Source organism: Mycolicibacterium sp. lyk4-40-TYG-92, assembly GCF_030209435.1.
Classification (GTDB): Bacteria; Actinomycetota; Actinomycetes; order Mycobacteriales; family Mycobacteriaceae; genus Mycobacterium.
Genome location: NZ_JARVRX010000001.1, coordinates 482,728 through 506,486 on the forward strand (window position 1 = coordinate 482,728; position 23,759 = coordinate 506,486).

Genomic DNA, 23,759 nt, shown 5'->3' on the forward strand with positions numbered 1-23,759 from the left:
CCAGCTCTTCTACGAAAGGCCCCGGCGCGCGCTCTGCACGCCGGGGCCTTTTCGTCGGCTTGGTTGCTGAATCGGCTACGCGGGGGCTGGGAATCTGCTAGTTATTTACAGAGAAGTCAATAACGGCTTCCTGGTGCAGCATCTTCTCGTTGCTCGCCACGCCGCCGAGGGGGTCGCGGTCTCATGAGTGCTTCTATTCGACTGATGCCGACCAAACTGGCTGCTGCGGCCCTGGCGGCCGGCGTGGTCGCTGCCGGCGCATCGATCGGTGCGGCGGAACGCGGCGTCCCGACCATCAAGGCCGACGTCGTCCCGACGTCGCTCATCACCGATGCGCTGGCGGGCGCGGGCTGGATCGTCGACGGCCTCGCGGGCAGCGTCGCCATTCCGATCGAAGCGGTGGTCTCCCTGCCGTTCGACGCGCTGACCGCCATCGCCATCTCGGTGCAGCGTCCGGACTACGCACCTTCGGTGTTGAGTTGGCTGGTCAACCGATATGCCAACCCGGCCGAGTCCTACCCGAACTACACCTTCCCGTGGGACTTCAAGGCAAACGCGATCGGCAACATCGCCTTCGGCCTGCCCTATCCGGTGGGCCCGAGCGCTACTCAGCCGGGCCTGATCAACAGCATCGCCGACGGCATCGCCAACGTCATCGGCGCCGCCCTCGGCGGGCTGCCCGACCCGGCGACCGGTGTCGCCGCGACCGACGCCTTCTGGGCCACTACACCCGGGCGCATCGTGAGTTCGCTGAACAATGTGCCGCTCGCGCCGGTGTGGGCGGCGTGGGATGTGGTCGACTATGTCGGCTTCCTGCCGTACAACGTCGCAGCCACTGTCGAGTCGGCCATCAAGAACCCGCAGGACATTCCCGGACTGATCAGCAATCTGGTGTACGGACTTCTCGGCTCCGACACCCAAGGCGGACTGGCCGGCTACCTGATCCACGACCTCACCTACCCGCTGACCACGCTCCCGGGGCCCGTCGGCCAATTCGCGACGGGCGTCGTCGCCAACCTCCAACAGGGGCTCGAGAATCTGCTGGCGAATCTGCCGGCGCCGGTACCGCCGGCCCTGGCAAGCACCGCGGCCGCGAAAACTGTGGTGGTGAGCGGGCCGGCGCCGACTGCCGCGGTCCACGGTGTGGCCGCCGGCGACATCCCGGCGGCCGACGGGCCGAGCGCGAACTCGGTGACGCTCACCGTCGCGGGCAGCCCGAAGGCCCCGAAGACTCCGGAAGCGCCCAAGACCCTGGACACTTCGAAAGCACCGGAAGCGCCGACCGCCCCGGATAGCCCCAAGGCTCCGGATGCCTCGAAAACTCAGGACACCGCGAAGTCTCAGGAGACCGCGAAGTCTCAGGAGACCGCGAACACTCCGGAGGCAAAGCCGGACACGCAGGGCAGCACGACCGGCACGCCGGATAAGAAGGCCGGAAAAGTCAAGTCGGGCAACAAGGTTCGGCCGGGTACCAAGTCCGCTCCGACCGGCGCGGCCACCGGCCGAGCCGACAAGTCAACGACTTCCGTATCGGCGCCCGCCGGGACCGACAAGCCTGCCGGCGGTGCCACCTCGGGTTCGACGGGCTCGGATGCAGCTGCCTGACGATGACGATGCCTGACACAATGTCGGGCTGAGAGCGTCGTTGAGGCTATATACGGTTATCGACGCTCTCAGGCCGACGTTGTGATCGGGCCGAGGTGTCGATCTCGCCGGATGATGGCCAGGATGTCCGCCTCCACCGTGTCCCAGCGGTACACAACATCCTCGTAGCTCAGTCGAATCACCAGATACCCCATCTTCGTCGCCGCTCTGTCCCTGTCCCGGTCGGCCTGATATCGGGGTACGTGATGTTCGCGGCTGTCGGCTTCGATGATCAGTCTGTCGCCCACGAGCAGGTCGACTCGCCCGACTCCAGGGATGCGGACTTGGATGCGTACGTGAATTCGCAGTGCTCGAAGTCGTAACCGGATCATGGTCTCCGTGCCGGATTCGCTCCTGGCATCACATCGCTCGGCCAGGTGTAGCCGGGCGAAGCGCGATGCGGCGACAATGTCTCGCGCGTCGGCCATCTGGATCATGCGCTTGTTCAGCATCGAGTCCAGGACCACGATGAGGCCCTCGCTGTTCAGGCAGTTCGCTGCCGATGCAATTGCAACATCGATCGGATCGACGGCCCCGGTGATCGGTGGATCAAGTCGGTACGGATGGCACGACCGGACACCGGGTCGTGACCGGCGTGCACGTTCGGCATACCGGACGTGCAAACCGGAATCGGGAACCCACACCTCGAAGCGGCGCAGCACGGAGGCGCATCCCATCACGCCCCCGGCGGCAACCGCGCGCACTACCTGCGGGTCGGCGGACGGGCCGGCGTACCAACCGCGCCGTACCGACTGCCACCGTTGTTTCTTGATCTGCTGACGCGACCAGCCCGCCTCGCGCAGTTGCACCGCGGACGCCACCCCACCGTTCGCGGCAAGCACCAGTTCGATTTCCCCCATCGCTCAATAGCAGCCGAAAGAGGCAGCCGGCGACAGTCCCCGCGGCGTCAGCCTGTGGATAACTCAGGTTTCTTTGAGTGACACGCAGTCGTGGACGCCTTCAGGGCTGCGGTGCAACACTGCTCGTGTCGGCACGATGCGCAGGCCCGAATCGGTGGCGTCGGCAGTCCCGTCGACGATCAGCGAATAGCCGCTGGGTTCCCGCGGCGGCCACAGCACCGTCACGGCCGGGTGGGCGCCGGTGTTGCGCCGGGTGGTGTTGCCGATGGGCTCGATCGTCACCGCGCCACCGTCGAACGCCGGGACGACGGCGACCGTGTGCGGACGGAAGTCGTCACCGACGGTGATCAGAAAGCCGACCGGGAAGTCGGCCAGGGTGTCGCCGAGTTTTTCCAGATCCACCTTCACGCTCATGTGGCCAGGATAGGTCGCCGCCGCTCACGCCGGTGCGGGTTGCCGCCCGCGCACCAACCGACCCGGCCGGGCCGCCGTGGGCGCGCCGTTCTCCGCGATGATCTCGCCGGACACGATGGTCGCGACGTAGCCGTCGGCCGTCTGGTCCAGCCGGCGCCCGCCGGCGGGCAGGTCGTGCTCGATGGTCGGCTTGTGCAGTGTCAGCGCGTCCTGGTCGATCACGTTGAGATCGGCCTTGTAGCCCACCGCGATTCGGCCGCGGTCGTGCAGGCCCGCGACGCGTGCCGGCACCGACGTCAGCTCCTTCACGGCGTGCGCCAGGTCCAGCCGGCCGGCGGCGCGATCACGCACCCAGTGCGTCAGGAGGTACGTCGGAAACGATGCGTCGCAGATCATTCCGTAGTGTGCGCCGCCGTCGCCGAGGCCCAGGATGACGTCGTCGCGCTGGATCAATTCGGCCACGGTGTCGAGGGATCCGTCACGGAAGTTGGCGAGGGTCACCAGCAACATGGCATGGCCGTCGTCGTCGAGGACGCGGTCGTACGCCTCTTCCAACGGGCTGACACCGCGGGCGGCGGCGCGGGCGGCGATCGAATCCGACGGCGCCGGTTCGTAATTCGGGGGAGTGCCCAGGGGGAACATGTAGTCCCATGCCTGCGCGGCGAACATCAGGGGGTGGCCGTCGGCGGCCGCCGTGTCGTTCAGGATGTGTTGGCGGACTTCGGGTTTGCGCATCTCGGCGACGCGCTCGGCCAACGGCAGGTCGGCGATCTTGCGGTACGACGGATACAGCACGAACGGATTGCCCGACAGTTCGAGGCCGATGACGAGGCCGATGGGCCGCGGGAAGATCTGGGCGCTGATGCTGCCGCCATCGCTGTTGGCCTTCTCGACCATGCGCAGCGCGTCCTCGAACGTGGCCGGCCCGGCGTTGCCGACGGCCAGGGTGAACGTGACGGGCAGGCCGACGTCGGCCGCGACGTCGAACACGGTCTTCAGCGCGACCTCGTAGTCGCCGGCCAGTAGGTCGGGCACGAATTGGATCAGTCCGCCGCCGCCGTCCTCGACGCCTCGGGCGATGGCCTCGATCTCGACCTGTGCCGCATCGTGGCTGGGGATGGGTTGCCCGCCCGAGGTCTTGTGCAGAGTCAGCCGCGACGACGCGAAGCCCAGGGCGCCGCATTCGACGGCCTCGGCCGCGAGCTTGCGCATCAGTGCCAGGTCCTCGGGGGTGGCGGGTTCGCGGTCGACGCCGCGCCGGCCCATCACGTACACGCGCAGCGGCGAGTGCGGGAGGAACGCGGCCACATCTATGTCGCGGCGTCCGGCATCAACGGCGTCGAGGAATTCGGGGAAGGTCTCCCAGGTCCAGGGCAGGCCGTCGACCATCACCACGCCGGGGATGTCCTCGACGCCGGCCATCACGTCGACCAGCACGTCGTGATCGTCCGGACGGCAGGGTGCGAAGCCGACGCCGCAGTTGCCCATCACCGCGGTGGTTACGCCGTGAGCGGAAGACGGGGTCATCCGGTCGGACCAGATGGCCTGTCCGTCGTAGTGCGTGTGCAGGTCCACGAAGCCCGGGGTGACGAGCAGGCCGGTGGCGTCGATCTCCCGGGCGCCGGTCCCGTCTACGGCGCCGACCGCCGCGATCAACCCGTCCTGAACTGCGACGTCGCCCCGGAAGGGCGCGCCGCCCAACCCGTCGGCGATGAGTCCGTTGCGAATGACGATGTCGTAGGCGGCGCCCGCTGCGTTCATGTGAACAACGTACGACTCAGGCCGTCATCAGATCTGTGAGTTGGCTTTGAGTTGAAGTTAGAACGACTAGGCATTGCAAAACCGATGTATCGTGATAGGTACAAGATGCATCGACACAACGAAAGGAATAGCGATGTTCTCAGCTGGTTTCGGCCCCGGTTTCGGTGGGGGCTTCGGTCCCGGATTCGGGGGCTTCGGTCCCGGCACGGGTGGTCCCGGCGCGTGCGGCCCGGGCTTCGGTGGTGGTTTCGGCGGCGGCTTCGGAGCCGGGCCCGGACACCACTTCGTCAAGGGTCGTATCAAGCGTGCCGCGATTGCGGCGGCCGCGCTACTACAGGAAGGCCCGGCCACGGCCGAGCAGCTCTCGCAGCGGGTTTCGGAGATCACCGACGGCGCGTTCGAGCCGCCGGTGGACAAGGTCGAGTTCGTCCTCTCGCTGCTCGCGGCTCGTGGCGTGGCCACGGTCGAGGACGGCGTCGCGACGCTGACCGAGTTCGGTGAGCAGTTGCTCGCCTGGCGCGGTGTCAGCAGCGAGACGGTACAGGCGTTCCTCGGACAGGCGGGGAAGTTCGGCGACGTCATCAAGCTGCGTAAGGATTTGTTCGAGCTCGCCGGGCTGGCCCGCACGATCAAGTTCACCGGCAACGACGCGCAGAAGGCCGACCTGACGGCGGCCGTCGCCACCCTGTCGGCCGCGGTCGCGGAGGCCAAGAAGGCGCTCTACCGCACCCTTGCCGACAACTGATCGGTCATTGACCAAATCGGAGCGGCGGACCCCCGGGTTCGTCGCTCCGATTTCTTGTCGGTACCGCGTGGCACGATCTGGGCATGATCGACCACTTCGGCATCAACTGCAGTGACTGGGCCAAGTCCCAGCAGTTCTACGACGCTGTGCTCGGCGTGCTCGGGTTCAGCCGGCAGATGGATTTCGGGATCGCCATCGGCTACGGCAGCAACGGCAGGCCTGAGTTCTGGATTGCCGACGCAAGTGCTGGAGAGGCATCCGGGCCGAACCGCGAGGTGCACATCGCCTTCCACGCTGCTGACGCTGCGACGGTGACCGCATTCCACGATGCCGCGGTCGCGCTCGGCGCCGAGTCCTTGCACGCGCCGCGGCTGTGGCCCGAATACCACCCCGAGTACTTCGGCGCATTCGTTCGTGACCCCGACGGCAACAACGTGGAAGCGGTGTTCCACGGCTCGGCCAGCGACCGTCAAGTCGGGTAGCGTCGGCGCCATGTCTGACACCGCTGCAGCGCGAGAATTGTTGCGCGACTCATTCACTCGGCTCATCGAGCACGTCGACGAGGTGGCCGACGGTCTGACCGAAGAGGTGTCGTGCTGGCGGCCGACGCCGGAGGCCAACAGCATTGCATGGCTACTGTGGCACAGCGCCCGGTGCCAGGACATGCAGCTGTGCGATGTCGCGGGCATCGAGCAGGTGTGGACGAGCGAAGGTTGGGAGCAGCGGTTCGCGCTCGACCTGCCGCACAGTGACGCGCCCGGCTACGACATCGGGTACGGGCACACCCCCGAGGACGTCGGCAAGGTGCGGCCGCCGGTCGAGCTGCTGGTCGGCTACTACCGCGCGGTGCACAAGGTCACGCTCGAATATGTCGCGAGCGTGACTCCCGAGGACCTCGAGCGGATCGTCGACCGACGCTGGGATCCCCCGGTCACCGCGAGTGCGCGACTGGTGAGCATCGTCGACGACTGTGCGCAGCACCTGGGACAGGCCGCGTATGTGCAGGGCATCGCCGCGCACAGATGACGGCTGAGACATTCGTCCGCTGGTGGCCGCCGGTCGGGCTGGGCCTGATGGCCCTGTTGGGCTGGGGCGTCGGCAAGGCCTCGACGCCCGTCGACGATGTCTTCCAGGACGCAGGTCGGGCCGGCCGGCCGTATACGGGCTGGCTGCTGTTCTTCACCGACCCGCGCGTGCTGATGGCGATGCTGGTGATCGCAGTGGGAATCGCGTTGTGGCACAGGCGCTGGCGCCTCGCCGCGGTCATCGCGCTGACGCCCCAGTTGGCGGTGTTCATCGAGCGCGGGCTGAAGGAACTGTTCGGTCGGCACAAGGGCGGGGCGCTGGCCTATCCGAGTGGACACACCGTGCTGATGGTGACGGTGCTGGGCGTGATCGTCGTGGCGGCCGGGGCCGTGCTGTGGTCACGCGTGCTGGCCGGCGTCTTCGTTCCGCTGGGCATGCTCGGCCAGGCCTTCACGTACCACTACTTCACAGACACCATCGGCGCCCTGCTGTTCGGGTCCAGTCTGGTGTGCCTGGCGGCCCGGCTGCTCGCGGTGCCGGCGCGGCGAGAAGCGGCGGTCTGATTCGCCAGCGCCGGGTCCCGGGCGAGCCATTTTTGACACGCGTCAAGCCAGGTGCGACCCGCGTCACACCTGGTCGTTACGATGGCGGTATGACCGCTACGTCTGATGTCCGATCGCCCGGCTCCGGCACCATTTTCGACCCCGCCACGGGTGCCATCGCAGGGACCGTGAGCTGGACGGACCCGGCCGATGTGCCGCGCATCGCCGCCGGCCTGCGCGCGGCGCAGCGTGAGTGGGAGGCCCGGGGGCCCCAGGGCCGGGCGAAGGTGCTGGCTCGCTTTGCGGTATGGCTCAACGATCACCGCGACGAGGTCGAGGCCCTGCTGATCCGCGAGACCGGCAAGTCGATGGTCGACGCCAAGGTCGAAATCCCGCTGGCCATCCTGATCATCTCTTACGTGGTCAAGACCATGGAGAAGGCGCTGGCGCCCGAAACCCGGCCGGCCCCCTTGCCGATGCTGTCGGTCAAGAAGATCACCGTGCACTACCGCCCGCGCTCGGTGGTCGGCATCATCGCGCCGTGGAACTACCCGGTGGCCAACGCGTTGATGGACGCCATCGGGGCGCTCGCCGCCGGGTGCGCGGTGCTGCTCAAGCCGTCCGAGCGCACCCCGCTGACCGCCGAACTGCTGCTGCGCGGCTGGACCGACTCCGGGGCGCCCGAGGTGTTGGCCCTCGCCCAGGGTGCCCGCGAGGTGTCCGAGGCCGTCATCGACAACTCCGACTTCATCCAGTTCACCGGTTCGACGGCCACCGGCCGCAAGGTCATGGAGCGCGCGGCGCGCCGCCTCACCCCGGTCAGCCTCGAACTCGGCGGCAAGGACCCGATGATCGTCCTCGAGGACGCTGACGTGGAGCTCGCCGCCAACGCCGCGGTCTGGGGCGCGATGTTCAACGCCGGGCAGACCTGCGTGTCCGTCGAGCGCGTCTACGTGCTGGAACCGGCCTACGACGCGTTCGTCGAAGCCGTCGTCAAAGCGGTGCAGAACCTCAAGGTGGGCGCCGGCGAGGGCTATCACCTGGGCGCCCAGATCGACGCCGGCCAGGTGGACATCACCGAGCGGCACGTCAACGAGGCCGTGGCGGCCGGTGCCCGCGCCCTGACCGGCGGCAAACGCCCCGACGGCCCGGGCAGCTTCTACCCGCCGACGGTGCTCGTCGACGTCGACCATTCGATGGCCTGCATGACCGAGGAGACGTTCGGCCCGACCTTGCCGATCATGAAGGTCGCCACCGTCGGCGAGGCGGTCCGACTGGCGAACGACAGCCCGTACGGTCTGAGCGCGACCGTGTTCTCGGGCGATGTGCAGCGGGCCAAAGATGTGGCGCTGCAGCTCGACTGCGGTGCGGTGAACATCAACGACGTGCTGGCCAACCTGATGTGCACGACCGCCCCGATGGGTGGCTGGAAGACCTCGGGCATCGGCGCCCGGTTCGGCGGAGCCGACGGCATCCGCAAGTTCTGTCGCCAGGAGACGGTCGTCGAGCCGCGCACGAGCAAGGGCGCGGGCGGCAACTACTACCACAACTCCATGAAGGCCCTGGCCCGCATGAACAGGGTCCTGACCAAGGTGTCGTTGATCCGGCCCAAGCGCACCGCCAAGTAGCACCTGTTGTTCACCGGCGCGTCACCGGCAGGTTCGGCCTGCCAGCTATTTTCGGCCAGTGACCCTCGACAGTGCTGCCGTTAATGGCTACGCCGTTCGCGACGATGATGACGACGACCCCGAGCTGGTGCTGCTGCCCAGTGGAGAGGTGGTCGACACCTGGCGCGAGGGTTATCCGTACGACGAGCGGATGAGCCGGCACGACTACGAAGAGCAGAAGCGCCTGCTGCAGATCGAGCTGCTGAAGCTCCAGAAATGGAGCCAGGCCAACGGGCTGCGGCACGTCATCGTCTTCGAGGGCCGCGACGCCGCCGGCAAGGGCGGCACCATCAAGCGGTTCATGGAGCACCTCAACCCGCGCGGGGCCCGCGTCGTCGCGCTGGAGAAGCCGACCGAGAGGGAACGTACCCAGTGGTACTTCCAGCGGTACGTCACGCATCTTCCGGCCGCCGGCGAGATCGTGCTGTTCGACCGCTCCTGGTACAACCGGGCCGGCGTCGAACGTGTGATGGGCTACTGCACGCCCAAGCAGCACGCTGAATTCGTCCGCCAGGCACCGCTTTTCGAGCAGATGCTGACCAACGACGGCATCAGCCTCACCAAGCTGTGGTTCTCCGTGACCCAGGCCGAGCAGCGCACCCGCTTCACCATCCGCCAGGTCGACCCGGTGCGGCAGTGGAAACTCTCGCCGACGGATCTCGCCTCGCTGGACAAGTGGGACGCCTACACCGCGGCCAAGGAAGAGATGTTCGCGTGGACGGACACCGAGGTCGCGCCGTGGACTGTGGTCAAGAGCAACGACAAGAAGCGCGCCCGGATCAACGCGATGCGTCATGTTCTCGGTAAATTCGACTACGACAACAAGGACCATGAGGTGGTCGGACACGCCGATCCGCTGATCGTGGGACGGGCGCTGTCCGACTGAGCGGCGCCCACCAACGTAGGAGGGCGCTTGCGATTCGTCGCGACACTGCTGTTGTGGCTGGTCACCACCGTCGCTGTGGCGGTGGCTGTGCCGGTCTGCTGGGCGCAGCACACACTCGTCGACCGGGGTGGTTACGTCGCCCTGGCCACCACGGCAGCCAAGAACCATGAGCTGCAGAAGGCCACGGCCAGCGAGCTGGGCATCCAGGTCAACAGACTGGCCACGAGTGCGGGATACGACCTGAGCACCAGCACCGTGTCGAACGCCGCCGGCATCTACACGTCCAGCTCGGCGTTCCCGGGCCAGTTCGGCGCCGCGAACGGCTATGCGCACGACTGGCTGTTCACCGACACCATGGCCCACTCGGACTCGTCCGGCCGCTGGACCATCGACCTGTCGCCGATGCTGTCGGACCGGTCGTTCAAGGCGACCCTGGCGGCGTTCGGGATCCGGGTCCCGTCGAAGATCGAGGTACCGATCACCGATTCGGCCCAATCGTTGCGGCCGGGCCAGTTCCGCGCCGCGACGACATGGGGGCCGTGGGCGCGCGTCGGTATCTGCGTCCTGACGGGCGCGTTCGCCCTGCTGACTCTGGCGGTGACCCGCTCGCGCGGGAAAACCGTTGCCGCCCTGGGTATCTCGACCATGGTCGTGGGCGCTGCGGGCTGGGCCGGTATCGAGGCGGGTCGGCGCTACATCAACGACGCGCTGAACCGCACCACCGGCAACGTGCGGCAAGTGGCCGACGTCATGGTCGACACGGCGATCGCCAACGCCCACCAGTGGCTCAACATCACCCTCGCGATCGGCGGCGGACTGGTCGTGCTGGGCGTGCTCGTCACGCTGCTCGGCAACCTGGGCCGGCGCGTGGTCCGCAAGCCCAAGCCGGTGGCAGCTCCCACCGCCTGACAGTGATTTGTGCACGAAAATCCGCGGTGGGCGCGGAAAATCGTGCACAAATCACGACCCGACGGTGCGCTCCAGGAACGAATAGACCAGCGCGGCTTTGAACGCAGCCTGCGAATTGTCCGCGGCCCCACCGTGTCCGCCCTCGATGTTCTCGTAGTAGCTGACGCGGTGGCCGGCGGCCTCGAGGGCCGCCGTCATCTTGCGCGCGTGGCCGGGGTGCACCCGGTCGTCGCGCGTCGACGTGGTCATCAGCAGCGCCGGGTATTTCCGGTCGGTCGAAATGTTCTGGTACGGCGAGTACTTCGAGATGAACTCCCAGTCATCGGGGTTGTCGGGGTCGCCGTACTCGGCCACCCATGACGCCCCGGCGAGCAGCAGGTGGTAGCGCTTCATGTCGAGCAGCGGCACGCTGCACACGAGGGCGCCGAACAACTCCGGATACCGCGTGAGCATGACGCCCATGAGCAGCCCGCCGTTGCTGCCGCCCTCGGCCGCGAGTTGTTCGACGGTGGTGATGCCGCGGCGCACCAGATCGGCTGCGACGGCGGCGAAGTCCTCGTACACCAGGTGACGGCCCTCGCGCATCGCCTGGGTGTGCCAGCGCGGCCCGTACTCGCCGCCGCCGCGGATGTTGGCCTCGACGTAGGTACCGCCCTGCGTCAGCCACAACCGGCCGAGCACCCCGGCGTAGCCGGGCAGCAGCGATGACTCGAAGCCGCCGTATCCGCTCAGCAGCGTCTTGCGTGGCTCGGTGACGCCGCGTTGTCCCACAACGAAATACGGCACCCGTGTGCCATCGGCGGACGTCGCGAAATGCTGCGACACCTCGACCTCGGAGGCGTCGAAGAACGCCGGTGCGCGCTTGATCTCGGTGACCGCGCCACCGGCGTGTCCCCAGAGCAGACGCGACGGGCTGTCGAATCCGCTTGAGTCCAGGAAGATTTCGTCGCCGTACTCGTCGACGTCGACGATGACCGTGGTGGCGTGCTTCGGCACGCCCGGGATGTCGGTACGTTCCCACGTGCCGGGGGTGACGAGCTCGATGTGGCCGATGACGTCGACCAGCGTCTGCAGCAGCAGCCGGTCGCGGGTCCACGCGAAGTTCTGCATGCTGCTGTGGTCGTCGGGCTCGAAAACCACACTCAGTTCCCGGTTTCCGGCGAGGTAGTCGTCGTAGCGGGCGGCCAGCAGCGTGCCCGCGGCGTACGTCGTCTCGCCGACGGTCCATTCGACGCGCGGCCGGATGAGGAGCCATTCCCGGTGAATGGAGATCGCGGCATCGGTGGGCACGTCGATGCGGACCAGGTCGTCGCCGCGGACCTCGTAGCGTTCACGGTTGAAGAAGTCGGTGGACTGCGACACCAGTAGCCGCTCGAAACCCGGTGTGCTGTCGTAGCCTGCGCCGACGCTGACGTCGGACGCCGCGCCTTCGAAGATCGTCACGGCCTCGGCCAGTGGCTGCCCGCGGTGCCACCGCTTGACGATCCGCGGGTACCCCGACTCGGTCATGGCGCCCGGCCCGAAATCGGTGCCCACCAACACCGTGTCGGGTGTCTCCCACGAGACGCTGGACTTGGCTTCCGGCAGGTTGAACCCGTCTTCGACGAACTGCCTTGTCTCCATGTCGAATTCGCGCACGACGGTGGCGTCGGCCCCGCCGCGTGACAGTGCGATCAGCGCGAGGTTCAGCCCGGGCTCGATGACGTCGGCGCCGGCCCACACCCAGTTCTCGTCCTCGTCGGCCGCGAGCTTGTCCAGGTCGATCAGCACGTCCCACTCGGGGGCGTCGGTGCGGTAGCTGTCCAGCGTGGTGCGCCGCCACAGCCCACGCGGGTTCTCCGCGTCGCGCCAGTAGTTGTAGAGGAACTCGCCGCGCCGCCGGACGTACGGGATGCGGGCGTCGGTGTCCATCACCTCGAGGGCGTCGGCGCGCATCTGCTCGAAGCGCTCGCCGCCGAACTCGGCGATCGTCGGCTCGTTGTGCTCGCGCACCCAGGCGAGGGCGTCGTCACCGGTGACGTCCTCGAGCCAGAGGTAGGGGTCTTCGGAGGACTGGGCGAGCGCAGCGACGGGATCAACTGGGGATTCAGAACTCACCTGGTCATTCTTACTCCCCGGCGTAGGGTGGCCGTATGCCATCTCGGGCACTGATCACCGCCGAGGCCGCCGAGCTGCTGCGCGCGCTGCAGAACCAGCACGGCCCCTTGATGTTTCACCAGTCGGGCGGCTGCTGTGACGGCTCGTCGCCGATGTGTTACCCCGACGGCGACTTCATCGTCGGGGATCGGGACGTCCTGTTGGCGGTACTCGACGTCGGCCCCGACGGCGTCCCGGTGTGGATCTCCGGACCGCAGTTCGAGGCCTGGCAGCACACCCAGCTCATCATCGACGTTGTCGCGGGCCGCGGCAGCGGGTTCAGCCTGGAGGCGCCCGAAGGCAAGCGCTTCCTGTCGCGCGGACGGGTGTTCACCGAAGCGGAGAACGCCGAGCTGGCCGCGCAGCCGCCTGTCACCGGCGCGCAGTATGCGCAGGGCATCAGGCCGGTGCGGGATGGCACGCTGATCGTCGATCACGCCGAGGAGGCGTGCCCGGTGCCGGCCGCGCGTCAGGGTTTGGCGTAGGTGACACCTGCCGCCACGACGAGCTATTTCTCCAAGGTGAACTGGACGACGTCGGCCTGCTTGTTGCGGAACAGTTCCGCGCACCCGGTCAGGTACCGCTGGTAGCGGTCGTAGACCTCCCGAGACTGGATTCTGATGGCCTCGTCCCGGTGTGCCGCCAAGTTCTGCGCCCAGATGTCGAGGGTCGTGGCGTAGTGCGGCTGCAGTGAGTGTTTCCGGCTGACGGTGTATCCGGCGGCGGTCGCGAGTTCCTCCACGACGGGGATGATCGGCAGTCGGCCGCCGGGGAAGATGTCGGTCAGCAGAAACTTCACGAAGCGGGCGAATTCGAAGGTGAGCGGTATCCCGAGTTCCTTGGCGTCCCGGAAGTCGAAACCACAGATGGTGTGCAGCAGCATGACGCCGTCGGGTGGCATGGCCGCGTACGTCCGCCGGAAGAATTCCGGATAGCGGTCCGGGCCGAAGTGCTCGAAGGCGCCGATCGACACGATGCGGTCGACCGGCTCGTCGAACTGCTCCCAGCCCTGCAATCGGACCTCGCGGCTGCGGGCGGTGTTCATCCGGTCGAAGGTGCGCTGGACATGGGCCGCCTGGTTCCTCGACAGCGTCAGGCCGATCACGTCGACGTCGTAGCGTTCGATGGCACGCAGCATCGTCGACCCCCATCCGCAGCCGATGTCCAGCAGCTTCATGCCCGGGAGGAGGCCGAGCTTGCTGAGCGCCAGGTCGATCTTCGCCAGCTGTGCTTCCTGCAGTGTCATGTCGTCGCGCACGAAGTAGGCGCAGCTGTAGGTCTGGGTCGGATCGAGGAACAGCCGGAAGAACTCGTCAGACAGGTCGTAGTGCGCCTGCACATCGCTGAAGTGCGGCATCAGGGAATTGGACATGGGGCATCGACCCTTTCTGACGACGGGTCCCCGCCGGATACCCAGTTTCGCGAAGTTGAATCGGTCTCCCGACCCTCCCCGTCGCCGCGCCTATAAGGTGTGCATGTGACTCACTATGACGTCGTCGTTCTCGGAGCCGGTCCCGGCGGATATGTCGCCGCAATTCGTGCAGCCCAGCTGGGGCTGACCACCGCCATCGTCGAACCGAAGTACTGGGGCGGCGTCTGTCTCAACGTGGGATGCATCCCATCCAAGGCCCTGCTGCGCAACGCGGAGCTGGCCCACATCTTCAACAAGGAAGCCAAGACCTTCGGCATCAGCGGCGAGGCCACGTTCGACTTCGGTGCGGCATTCGACCGCAGCCGCAAGGTCGCCGAGGGCCGCGTCGCGGGCGTGCACTTCCTGATGAAGAAGAACAAGATCACCGAGTTGGAGGGCTACGGCACCTTCACCGGCCCCAAGTCGATGCGCGTCGCGCTCAACGCCGGCGGTACCGAAGACCTCACGTTCGACAACGCGATCATCGCCACCGGTTCGTCGGTGCGGCTGGTGCCCGGCACCTCGCTGAGCGAGAACGTCGTCACCTACGAGAAGCAGATCATGACCCGGGACCTGCCCGGCTCGATCATCATCGCGGGCGCGGGCGCCATCGGCATGGAGTTCGCGTACGTGCTGAAGAACTACGGCGTCGACGTGACCATCGTCGAGTTCCTGCCGCGCGCGCTGCCCAACGAGGACGCCGAGGTGTCCAAGGAGATCGAGAAGCAGTACAAGAAGCTGGGCGTCAAGATCCTCACCGGTACCAAGGTCGAGTCGATCGAGGACAACGGGTCCGAAGTGACCGTCGTCGTCAGCAAGGACGGCGCCACTCAGGAGCTCAAGGCCGACAAGGTGTTGCAGGCCATCGGTTTCGGGCCCAACGTCGACGGCTACGGCCTCGAGACGACGGGCGTCGCGCTCACCGACCGTGGGGCCATCGCGATCGACGACAACATGCGCACCAACGTGCCGCACATCTACGCCATCGGTGACGTCACCAGCAAGCTGCAGCTCGCGCACGTCGCCGAGGCGCAGGGCGTCGTCGCTGCCGAGACCATCGCCGGTGCCGAGACCCAGACGCTCGGCGACTACCGCATGATGCCGCGCGCGACGTTCTGCCAGCCGCAGGTCGCGAGCTTCGGGCTCACCGAGGAGCAGGCCAGAGAAGAAGCGCTACGGCGAGGGTCTGACATTGTCGTCGCGAAGTTCCCGTTCACCGCCAACGGCAAGGCACACGGCCTGGCGGATCCGACCGGTTTCGTGAAGCTGATCGCCGACAAGAAGCACCTCGAACTGCTCGGTGGACACCTGATCGGTCCCGACGTGTCCGAGTTGCTGCCGGAGCTGACGCTGGCCCAGAAGTGGGACCTGACCGCCACCGAGCTGGCCCGCAACGTGCACACCCACCCGACGCTGTCGGAGGCGCTGCAGGAGGCCATCCACGGCCTGGCCGGCCACATGATCAACTTCTGAGTCGGTTTTGCGCGCGAATGTCGTTGCCGCGATAGGCGGTTTGGTCGTCGGTCACATGTTGTGGCTGCTGGCCATCTCGCTCGCGATGGACACCACCAGCATCAGTTTCTGGGTGCTGGTGATGTCCGGCGTGGTCTTCGTGGTGGCCGGCGTCGCCGTGTTCTTTGCACGAAAGTTCCAGGAGCGCAAAGCTTTTGCGAAGTCCGCGTTCCTGTGGTGCCTGCCCGTCGCACCGGTGTTGATGACGCTCGCGGTGCTCGGCGTCACCTATCTCTAGCTAGTCCGGGAAATCCAGCGGCACGCGCAGCGTGGCGATGGTGGCCGCGAGCCCGTCGTAGTGCGCGGCCAGCAGGCAGAAGTCGATGAGCTGCTTGCGGTCGAGGTACGACGCCAGTGCCTTCCAGGTCTGGTCGGACACCGACCGGGTGATGACGAACTCGTCCGTCGCGGTGATCAGCACGCGCTGCCGGTCGGTGAGGCCCTCGGCATCGGGGCCCTCGAAAATCCGGGCCTGCGTCTCGGCGTCGACGCCGCGGCTGCGGGCGAGCCGGCGGTGCTGCTGCAACTCGTACTCGCTGCCGCGCAGATGCCCGACACGCAGGATCACCAGCTCGGCGTCCTGGAGCCCCAGCTTGCTGCGGCCGAGCAGCATGCCGGAGTAGGGCAGGAACGTCAGGAACAGCAGGTGATGCTGGCCGAGGACGTTGAAGAGCGCGAACCGCGGGGCCCGGATGGTCTTGGCGCCGATCTTGGCGATGACCCAGTTGAGCGGCCCCAGTTCACGGAAGCCGCCGGGTTCGATGCGGGCCGGCTCGATGCTGTTCACAATTCCCGAGTCTGGCACAGGCGACGGGGACATAGGGTCCAGCGATGCGGTGAAACCGATGCGTCGCAGTTTGGTCGCAAATTGCTGGTAGCGGCGGCCGACGGCCTATCGTCTATGCGTGTTCACCGAACATTCACCCTTTCTTAAGGAGGGTGTACCGCCCCGGACGAAGGTCGCGATCGGCATTGCGCTGGTCGCGACGTTCATGTGCGCACTGCAAATCACGGCGATGCTGTGCGGTTTCCGGGGCCCGATCGAGCGGCTGATCAGCGATTACGTCGGAGCGCCTGCGGGGTTCACGGTGCCCTGGGCAGCCCTCGTGGTGGCCTTGGTCGCCGTACCGCGTCAGTTCCGGCTGCCCACCGCGGCCGCGGCGCTGGGGCTCGACGTCGCCTTTGTCGCGGGGCGGGATTTTCTCGGCCTGCCGTCAGCGATGGGTAGCGGCGCACTGGTCGCGCTCACCGGGCTGGGCGTGTTCGCGCTGGCGCGGTGGACCGGCCCGCAGCGCGACACCGCGCTGAAGGGTGTCGCCACCGGTCTGCTGCTGGTCCTCGCGACCAAGGCCGGCGACGCCTGGCTGACCATCACGTCGTTGACGCGTCCCACGGTTCTCGACGAGTTCGCGGTGCGGGCCGACGCTGCGCTGGGGCAGCCGTCCTGGGTGCTGGGCCAGTTGGTGCAGCACCACTCGGTGCTCTACTTCGTCCTGCACTGGGTGTATCTCGAACTCTCCGCCGCCGCGACCGTGGTCGCCATCTATCAGCTGCGCAACGTCACCACGGGTGGACGGTGGCCGCGGCACTTCGTCGTGCGGACCTTCCTCGTGCTCGGTCTGATCGGCCCGCTGATCTACCTGGTGTTCCCGTTGGTCGGGCCGACCTATGCGTTCGGCGTGGCAGGTGGCGGCTTTCAGGTCGGCGACTTCTGGCCGGCGCTGCTGCCGCCGGTCGACGGGTCGGCTGTGCCGCTCGCGTTCGACACGTCAACCCCGCGCAACTGCATGCCGTCGCTGCACACCGCGTGGGCGCTGGCGGTGTTCATCCATTCGCGGTCCGGCCCGCGGTGGTTGCGCATCGGTGGCACCTGTTGGCTGGTGGGCACTTTGACCGCGACGCTGGGCTTCGGCTTCCACTACGGCGTCGACCTGGTCGTCGGTGCGGTGTTGTGCCTGACCGTGGAATCGGCTCTGCGGGAACCCGTCCGGCCCGCTGCCCATGCCCGGCTACGGCTGATTGCCGGTGGCGCGGCCGTCATCGTCGGCGTGATGCTGTGCGTTCGCTACCTGTCCGGGTGGATGGCGCAGTATCCGATCATGTTCGGGCTGCTCATCATCGGGGCGCTCGCGACACTGGTCTACGGCTTCTACGGCACGTTCTTCGCGCCGCCGGGCACCCCGGCGCCGGCGATCGAGCAGTTGCCCGGCGAGGCGTCAGAAAGTCCCGCTGCGTAACGGCACTCTGCTCGTCACTGATTTACCCGCTTCACCACATACGGCGTCACGGTGCTGCGGTGTTCGTCGAGGTCCAGTTCCCGGCCCAATGCGGGGAACGCGCGCTGGGGACAGTTGTCACGCTCGCACACGCGGCAGCCCGAGCCGATGGGTGTCGCGGCCCCGCCCGAGAGGTCGAGTCCCTCGGAGTAGACCAGCCGATTGGCATGACGCAGTTCGCAACCCAGTCCGATGGCGAACGTCTTGCCGGGCTGGCCGTAGCGCGCGGCCCGTCGTTCCACGGTGCGCGCGACCCACATGTAGTTGCGCCCGTCGGGCATCTGGGCGATCTGCACGAGCATCTTTCCCGGGTTCGCGAACGTCTCGTAGACGTTCCACAGGGGACAGGTGCCGCCCGACGAGGAGAAGTGAAAACCGGTGGCGGACTGTCGTTTCGACATGTTTCCGGCCCGGTCGACGCGGACGAACGACAGCGGTACGCCGCGCATCGACGGCCGCTGCAGCGTCGACAACCGGTGTGCGATGGTCTCGTAACTCACCGAGTGATACGCCGACAGCCGCTCGACGTCGTAGCGGAATTCCTCTGCGACAGCGTGGAATTGGCCGTAGGGCAGCACCGCGGCGGCGGCAAAGTAGTTGGCCAGCCCCATGCGGGCCAGCTTCACCGACTCCTCGCTGGTGAAATTGCCCTCGGCCACCAGGCTTTCGAGCAGGTCGCCGAATTCCAGGTACGCCAGCTCGGCGGCCAGTTTGAACACGTACTGCCCCGACGACAGATGGCTGCCGATCTCCAGCGTCCTGGTTTCGGGGTCGTACCGGTGCAGCACGTTGTCGCCGAGTTCGAGCCGCTGCACGATGCGCACATGGTGCACGCGGCTCAGGCGCTCGGCCAGCTCGCGGGACAGCTCGGACCTGCGCATGTGCATGCGCAGGATGAACTCCTCGGCTGCGGTGTCGAGTTCGTGGAGATAGTTCTGCCGCGTGTAGAAGTAGTCGCGCACCTCTTCGTGCGGCATGGTGATGGCCCCGCTGCCACTGCCGTCGGAAAAGCGGTCTTCCGTGGCAGCTGCCAGCTGCGCGGTCGACAGCCGGTAGCGGCGGTGCAGGTCGACCATCGCGCGGGCCATCGTCGGGTGGGTGCTGACCAGATCGGCGATCTCCGGGATATCGACGTCGACGCCGAGGTCGCGGTCCATCAGTGCTTCGCGCAACTCGGCGACCAGTCGGGTGTCGTCCTGGGAGGCGAAGAACGTCGCGTCGACCCCGAACACCTCGGTGATGCGGAGCAGCACGGCCACGCTCAGCGGCCGGACGTCGTGCTCGATCTGGTTGAGGTAGCTGGGGGAGATGTCGAGCATCTGCGCCAGCGCGGCCTGGCTGAAGCCGCGTTCGCCGCGGAGCTGACGCACCCGTGAGCCAACGAAGGTCTTCGCCATGAGACCAGCCTAACAATCATGTGAATACCGTCTTCGCATAATTGGCAAATTGGCCCTGTGGCAGGATCGGGCCGCGGGTGAGTTGGGCGATCCAGCCGAGGGGACCCGTGTCGAAGGGACGCCATGAGCACTGTCGAAACCGCGGAGAAGACTGCCGAGAACGCCACTGAAAAGAAGGCCACGGCCGCAGGTGTAACCGGGCTGACCAAGGCCCTGATGCCGGTACCGGAGGGTCACCCCGACGTGTTCGACACCAGCTGGCCACTGCGGATGGCCGACGTCGACCGGGACGGCCGGCTGCGATTCGACGGCGCCTGCCGGCACATCCAGGACATCGGCCAGGACCAGCTGCGTCAGATGGGCTACGAGGACGTCCACCCTGCCTGGGTCGTCCGGCGCACCATGGTGGATCTGATCCGTCCGTTCGCGCGCGGCGACATCCTGCGGCTGCGGCGCTGGTGTTCGGGCACGTCGAACCGGTGGTGCGAGATGCGGGTGCGCATCGACGGCCGTAAGGGCGGTCTGATCGAGTCCGAGGCGTTCTGGATCAACATGAACCTCGAGACGCAGGGTCCGGCCCGGATCTCGGACGATTTCCTCGCCGGTCTGAAGCGGACCGCCTCCACCGACCGGCTGCGCTGGAAGGGCTACCTCAAGGCGGGCGCTCGCGAAGACGCGGTCCGGATCGCCGATTTCCCGGTCCGGGTCAGCGATATCGACCTGTTCGACCACATGAACAACTCCGTCTACTGGTCGGTGGTCGAGGACTACCTGCAGACCTACCGGCCCGAGCTGCTCGAGGCGCCGCTGCGGGTGACCATCGAGCACGACGCCGCGGTGGCGCTCGGGGAGCGGTTGGAGATCATCACGCACGAGTACCCGGCCGGATCGACCGAGAAATTCGGTCCCGAGCTATGTGACCGCAGTGTTACAACGCTCACATATGTGGTCGGTGACGAGGTCAAAGCGGTCGCCTGCCTGTTCGCGCTCTGAGTGCACCGATTTAACAGTACGAACGTACTGACCAGCGCATATCGGTTACCGCCCGGTAGCTTCTGAACCGGTCAAGCACCCCAGCAACTTCGCAATCTTCGCAACTTCGCTACATGTGTTGGCGAAAGTTGGCACTTGTAACCGCTGGACCTGCGGGTATGTGCTGTGTCATCGTCGTTGGCAGCACACAAGCGAAGTCGCCAAAGCGTTAACAATCAGCTTGAATCTTGGCGCCCCGGCGACGCGGCTAACCCTCCCCATACGAAGGAGCACAATGTCCAACGTCGGAAAGCCACGTACCGCCGCTGAAATTCAGCAGGACTGGGACACCAACCCCCGCTGGAAGGGCATCACCCGCGACTACACCGCAGCCCAGGTCGAAGAGCTGCAGGGCAGCGTCGTCGAGGAGAACACCCTCGCGCGTCGTGGCGCCGAAATCCTGTGGGAAGGCGTCACCAAGGGCGACGGCTCCTACATCAACGCCCTGGGCGCCCTGACCGGCAACATGGCCGTTCAGCAGGTCCGCGCCGGCCTCAAGGCCATCTACCTGTCGGGTTGGCAGGTCGCCGGTGACGCGAACCTCTCCGGCCACACCTACCCGGACCAGAGCCTCTACCCGGCCAACTCGGTGCCGGCCGTCGTCCGCCGCATCAACAACGCCCTGCTGCGCGCCGACGAGATCGCCCGCGTCGAGGGTGACAAGAGCGTCGACAACTGGCTCGTCCCGATCGTCGCCGACGGTGAGGCCGGCTTCGGTGGCGCCCTCAACGTCTACGAACTGCAGAAGGCCATGATCGCCGCGGGTGCCGCCGGTACCCACTGGGAGGACCAGCTGGCCTCGGAGAAGAAGTGTGGCCACCTCGGTGGCAAGGTGCTGATCCCGACCCAGCAGCACATCCGCACCCTGACCTCGGCTCGCCTGGCTGCCGACGTCGCGGGCACCCCCACCGTCGTCATCGCGCGTACCGACGCCGAGGCCGCCACCCTGATCACCTCGGACGTGGACGACCGCGACAAGCCGTTCGTCACCGGTGAGCGCACCGCCGAGGGCTTCTACAACGTCCAGAAGGGCATCGAGCCCTGCATCGCGCGTGCCAAGGCCTACGCCCCGTACGCCGACATGATCTGGATGGAAACCGGTGTGCCGGACCTCGAGGTCGCCCGCAAGTTCGCCGAGGCCGTCAAGGCCGAGTTCCCGGACCAGCTGCTGTCCTACAACTGCAGCCCGTCCTTCAACTGGAAGCAGGCGCTGGACGACTCGACCATCGCCAAGTTCCAGAAGGAACTGGGCGCCATGGGCTTCACCTTCCAGTTCATCACCCTGGCCGGCTTCCACGCCCTGAACTACTCCATGTTCGACCTGGCCTACGGCTACGCCCGCGAGGGCATGACCGCCTACGTCGACCTGCAGGAGCGCGAGTTCGCGGCCGAGGAGCGTGGCTACACCGCCACCAAGCACCAGCGTGAGGTCGGCGCCGGCTACTTCGACAAGATCGCCACCACCGTGGACCCGAACACCTCGACCGCAGCTCTGAAGGGCTCGACCGAAGAGGGTCAGTTCCACTAAGTCGGCCACGAGCCAGATACGGCAGGCCCCGCTCAGAAACTGGGCGGGGCCTGTCGCATATCTTCAGAAGTAATCACGAGGAGAGGACAGCGGTGAGCAACGCAATCGAACGAGTCGGGGTCATCGGGGCCGGGCAGATGGGCGGCGGCATCGCCGAGGTCTGTATCAAGGCAGGCGCACAGGTCCTGGCGTTCGAGCCGACCGAGGCGCTGACGACCGCCGGTCGGGAGCGGATCACCAAGTCGCTGGACAACGCGGTCAAGAAGGGCAAGCTGTCCGAGGCCGACCGCGACGCCGCGCTGGGTCGCCTGAGCTTCACCAACGACCTGGCCGACATGGCCGACCGTCAGCTCGTCATCGAGGCCATCGTCGAAGACGTCAACGTCAAGGCGAAGGTTTTTTCTCAGCTCGACGAGATCATCACCGACCCCGACGCGGTGCTGGCGTCGAACACGTCGTCCATCCCGATCATGCGCATCGCGGCCGCCACCAAGAACCCGGGCCGGGTGCTCGGTCTGCACTTCTTCAACCCGGTGCCGGTGCTGCCCCTGGTCGAGCTCATCTCCTCGGTGACGACCGCCCCGGAGGCCGCCGCCCGCGTCGAGACTTTCGCCGGCGAGGTGCTGGGCAAGAAGGTCGTGCGGGCGTCGGATCGCTCGGGCTTCGTTGTCAACTTCCTGTTGGTTCCCTACCTGCTGGCGGCCATCCGGATGGCCGAGTCGGGCTTCGCCACCGTCGAGGACATCGACACCGCGGTCGTCGCCGGGCTGTCGCATCCGATGGGTCCGCTCAAGCTTGCCGACCTGGTGGGCCTGGACACCATGAAGCTGATCGCCGACTCCATGTACGACGAGTACAAGGAACCGCTGTACGCGGCGCCGCCGCTGTTGCTGCGTATGGTTGAGGCCGGCCAGCTCGGCAAGAAGTCGGGCAAGGGCTTTTACACCTATTGACAGACGCCGGGTTGGAGCCTGGCAGTAATTTTCGTTAACCTTGCGTGCGGGTTGTTTTTCGCTGGGCCCGTCAGGGCTGCGCACGTACGGGTTGCCAGCTGACCGCAACACGCGGTAGCGCCGCCCGCGCCAGCGGACGTAAACGCAAAGGATAGATACCGAAATGTCACAAGCCGACATCGATTTGACCCCCCATTACGAGGAGTCGCAGTCGATCTACGACATCTCGAACGAGTTCTTCGCGCTGTGGCTCGGACCGACCATGGGGTACACCTGCGGTTACTACGAGCGCGAGGACATGACTCTCGAGGAGTCGCAGAACGCCAAGTTCGACCTTGCGCTGGGCAAGCTCGACCTGAAGCCGGGCATGACCCTGCTCGACATCGGCTGTGGCTGGGGTGGCGCGCTGGAGCGGGCCATCACCCAGTTCGACGTGAACGTCATCGGCATCACCCTGAGCAAGGCGCAGTCGGAGTACGCCCGCGAGCGCCTCGCCAAGATCGACACCAACCGCAGCATCGAGATCCGGATGCAGGGTTGGGAAGAGTTCGACGAGCCCGTCGACCGCATCGTCTCGATCGGCGCTTTCGAGGCCTTCAAGCAGGAGCGCTACCCGATCTTCTTCGAGCGGGCCTACAGCATCCTGCCGGAGAACGGCGGCCGGATGCTGCTGCACACGATCCTCGCGCACACCCAGCAGTTCTTCCGCGAGAACGGCATCAAGCTGACCATCAGCGACCTGAAGTTCATGAAGTTCATCGGCGACGAGATCTTCCCCGGCGGGCAGCTGCCGGCGGTCGAGGACATCGAGCAGCTCGCCGCGGGCTCGGGCTTCACGCTGGAGCGCATCCACCTGCTGCGCCCGCACTACGCGCGCACCCTGGACATGTGGGCGGCCAACCTCGCCGCCAAGAAGGACGAGGCCATCGCCCTGCAGGGCCAGGAGGTCTACGACCGGTACATGAAGTACCTGACCGGGTGCGCCGACTTCTTCCGTCGCGGCATCACCAACATCGGCCAGTTCACGCTGGTCAAGTAGCTTTTCCGAAAGCCGCCCCCG

23 protein-coding genes are annotated in these 23,759 nt (G+C 66.7%); 16 read left to right on the forward strand and 7 right to left on the reverse strand.

Annotated features, from left to right (window positions below):
• The first annotated feature begins 204 nt into the window (after positions 1-204).
• The gene (locus tag QRN63_RS02350) at positions 205-1,605 is read left to right on the forward strand and encodes a hypothetical protein (protein ID WP_285029043.1); all 1,401 of its coding nucleotides are present in this window, start codon (positions 205-207) and stop codon (positions 1,603-1,605) included.
• Between the two features lie 68 nt (positions 1,606-1,673).
• Here QRN63_RS02350 and QRN63_RS02355 read toward each other — a convergent pair whose 3' ends face one another.
• The 3 genes from QRN63_RS02355 to QRN63_RS02365 all read right to left on the reverse strand — a co-directional run bounded on the left by QRN63_RS02355 (position 1,674) and on the right by QRN63_RS02365 (position 4,679).
• Complete coding sequence (locus QRN63_RS02355; RefSeq protein WP_267318744.1) at positions 1,674-2,504, reverse strand: endonuclease domain-containing protein; 831 nt, start codon at positions 2,502-2,504, stop codon at positions 1,674-1,676.
• A gap of 63 nt (positions 2,505-2,567) precedes the next feature.
• Positions 2,568-2,918 (reverse strand): pyridoxamine 5'-phosphate oxidase family protein, encoded by a 351-nt coding sequence (locus QRN63_RS02360; protein WP_285029044.1) that lies wholly within the window; start codon positions 2,916-2,918, stop codon positions 2,568-2,570.
• A 24-nt stretch (positions 2,919-2,942) separates the two neighbouring features.
• Positions 2,943-4,679 (reverse strand): N-acyl-D-amino-acid deacylase family protein, encoded by a 1,737-nt coding sequence (locus QRN63_RS02365; protein WP_285029045.1) that lies wholly within the window; start codon positions 4,677-4,679, stop codon positions 2,943-2,945.
• 133 nt (positions 4,680-4,812) lie between these two features.
• On the opposite strand from QRN63_RS02365, the gene QRN63_RS02370 reads away from it, so the two are divergent.
• The 7 genes from QRN63_RS02370 to QRN63_RS02400 all read left to right on the forward strand — a co-directional run bounded on the left by QRN63_RS02370 (position 4,813) and on the right by QRN63_RS02400 (position 10,454).
• Positions 4,813-5,424: a hypothetical protein gene (locus tag QRN63_RS02370; RefSeq protein ID WP_502888068.1), complete on the forward strand. Its 612-nt coding sequence runs from the start codon at positions 4,813-4,815 to the stop codon at positions 5,422-5,424.
• 83 nt (positions 5,425-5,507) lie between these two features.
• Entirely contained in the window at positions 5,508-5,906 is a 399-nt protein-coding gene (locus QRN63_RS02375) for a VOC family protein (protein WP_285029046.1), read from the forward strand.
• A gap of 10 nt (positions 5,907-5,916) precedes the next feature.
• Positions 5,917-6,450 (forward strand): mycothiol transferase, encoded by a 534-nt coding sequence (locus tag QRN63_RS02380; RefSeq protein WP_285029047.1) that lies wholly within the window; start codon positions 5,917-5,919, stop codon positions 6,448-6,450.
• Positions 6,447-7,013 (forward strand): phosphatase PAP2 family protein, encoded by a 567-nt coding sequence (locus QRN63_RS02385; RefSeq protein ID WP_285029048.1) that lies wholly within the window; start codon positions 6,447-6,449, stop codon positions 7,011-7,013. Before QRN63_RS02380 ends, QRN63_RS02385 begins: the two co-directional genes overlap by 4 nt.
• Positions 7,014-7,102: 89 nt before the next feature.
• Positions 7,103-8,620 carry an aldehyde dehydrogenase family protein gene (locus QRN63_RS02390; protein WP_285029049.1) on the forward strand — a complete coding sequence of 506 codons (1,518 nt, stop codon included), beginning with the start codon at positions 7,103-7,105 and terminating at the stop codon, positions 8,618-8,620.
• Positions 8,621-8,678: 58 nt separating this feature from the next.
• The gene (ppk2, locus tag QRN63_RS02395; RefSeq protein WP_267318751.1) at positions 8,679-9,545 is read left to right on the forward strand and encodes a polyphosphate kinase 2; all 867 of its coding nucleotides are present in this window, start codon (positions 8,679-8,681) and stop codon (positions 9,543-9,545) included.
• Between the two features lie 27 nt (positions 9,546-9,572).
• The gene (locus QRN63_RS02400; RefSeq protein ID WP_285029050.1) at positions 9,573-10,454 is read left to right on the forward strand and encodes a hypothetical protein; all 882 of its coding nucleotides are present in this window, start codon (positions 9,573-9,575) and stop codon (positions 10,452-10,454) included.
• A gap of 51 nt (positions 10,455-10,505) precedes the next feature.
• Here QRN63_RS02400 and QRN63_RS02405 read toward each other — a convergent pair whose 3' ends face one another.
• Positions 10,506-12,551, reverse strand: coding sequence for a prolyl oligopeptidase family serine peptidase (locus QRN63_RS02405; RefSeq protein ID WP_267318753.1), 2,046 nt, complete (start codon positions 12,549-12,551; stop codon positions 10,506-10,508).
• Positions 12,552-12,586: 35 nt separating this feature from the next.
• Between QRN63_RS02405 and QRN63_RS02410 the strand changes: the two genes are divergently transcribed.
• Positions 12,587-13,075: a DUF779 domain-containing protein gene (locus tag QRN63_RS02410; protein WP_267318754.1), complete on the forward strand. Its 489-nt coding sequence runs from the start codon at positions 12,587-12,589 to the stop codon at positions 13,073-13,075.
• Positions 13,076-13,098: 23 nt separating this feature from the next.
• Here QRN63_RS02410 and QRN63_RS02415 read toward each other — a convergent pair whose 3' ends face one another.
• Entirely contained in the window at positions 13,099-13,962 is an 864-nt protein-coding gene (locus QRN63_RS02415) for a cyclopropane mycolic acid synthase family methyltransferase (protein WP_285029051.1), read from the reverse strand.
• 105 nt (positions 13,963-14,067) lie between these two features.
• Here QRN63_RS02415 and lpdA point away from each other — a divergent pair, with 105 nt between their 5' ends.
• A complete protein-coding gene (gene lpdA, locus QRN63_RS02420) occupies positions 14,068-15,474 on the forward strand; it encodes a dihydrolipoyl dehydrogenase (RefSeq protein WP_285029052.1) in 1,407 nt (468 codons plus the stop codon).
• Between the two features lie 55 nt (positions 15,475-15,529).
• On the forward strand, positions 15,530-15,751 hold the full coding sequence (locus QRN63_RS02425; RefSeq protein ID WP_323848914.1) for a hypothetical protein: 222 nt from the start codon (positions 15,530-15,532) through the stop codon (positions 15,749-15,751).
• Here QRN63_RS02425 and QRN63_RS02430 read toward each other — a convergent pair whose 3' ends face one another.
• Positions 15,752-16,333: a carboxymuconolactone decarboxylase family protein gene (locus QRN63_RS02430; RefSeq protein ID WP_410506105.1), complete on the reverse strand. Its 582-nt coding sequence runs from the start codon at positions 16,331-16,333 to the stop codon at positions 15,752-15,754.
• 85 nt (positions 16,334-16,418) lie between these two features.
• On the opposite strand from QRN63_RS02430, the gene QRN63_RS02435 reads away from it, so the two are divergent.
• On the forward strand, positions 16,419-17,750 hold the full coding sequence (locus QRN63_RS02435) for a phosphatase PAP2 family protein (RefSeq protein ID WP_285029053.1): 1,332 nt from the start codon (positions 16,419-16,421) through the stop codon (positions 17,748-17,750).
• Positions 17,751-17,764: 14 nt separating this feature from the next.
• On the opposite strand, the gene ramB is transcribed toward QRN63_RS02435, so the two are convergent.
• On the reverse strand, positions 17,765-19,186 hold the full coding sequence (gene ramB, locus QRN63_RS02440) for an acetate metabolism transcriptional regulator RamB (protein ID WP_285029054.1): 1,422 nt from the start codon (positions 19,184-19,186) through the stop codon (positions 17,765-17,767).
• A 216-nt stretch (positions 19,187-19,402) separates the two neighbouring features.
• Here ramB and QRN63_RS02445 point away from each other — a divergent pair, with 216 nt between their 5' ends.
• The 4 genes from QRN63_RS02445 (at position 19,403) to QRN63_RS02460 (ending at position 23,738) form a co-directional block, all read left to right on the forward strand.
• Entirely contained in the window at positions 19,403-20,179 is a 777-nt protein-coding gene (locus QRN63_RS02445; RefSeq protein WP_502888080.1) for an acyl-ACP thioesterase domain-containing protein, read from the forward strand.
• A gap of 274 nt (positions 20,180-20,453) precedes the next feature.
• Entirely contained in the window at positions 20,454-21,746 is a 1,293-nt protein-coding gene (gene aceA, locus QRN63_RS02450; RefSeq protein WP_267318761.1) for an isocitrate lyase, read from the forward strand.
• Between the two features lie 92 nt (positions 21,747-21,838).
• Positions 21,839-22,699, forward strand: coding sequence for a 3-hydroxybutyryl-CoA dehydrogenase (locus tag QRN63_RS02455; protein WP_267318762.1), 861 nt, complete (start codon positions 21,839-21,841; stop codon positions 22,697-22,699).
• 163 nt (positions 22,700-22,862) lie between these two features.
• Complete coding sequence (locus tag QRN63_RS02460) at positions 22,863-23,738, forward strand: cyclopropane mycolic acid synthase family methyltransferase (protein ID WP_267318763.1); 876 nt, start codon at positions 22,863-22,865, stop codon at positions 23,736-23,738.
• Positions 23,739-23,759: the final 21 nt, after the last annotated feature.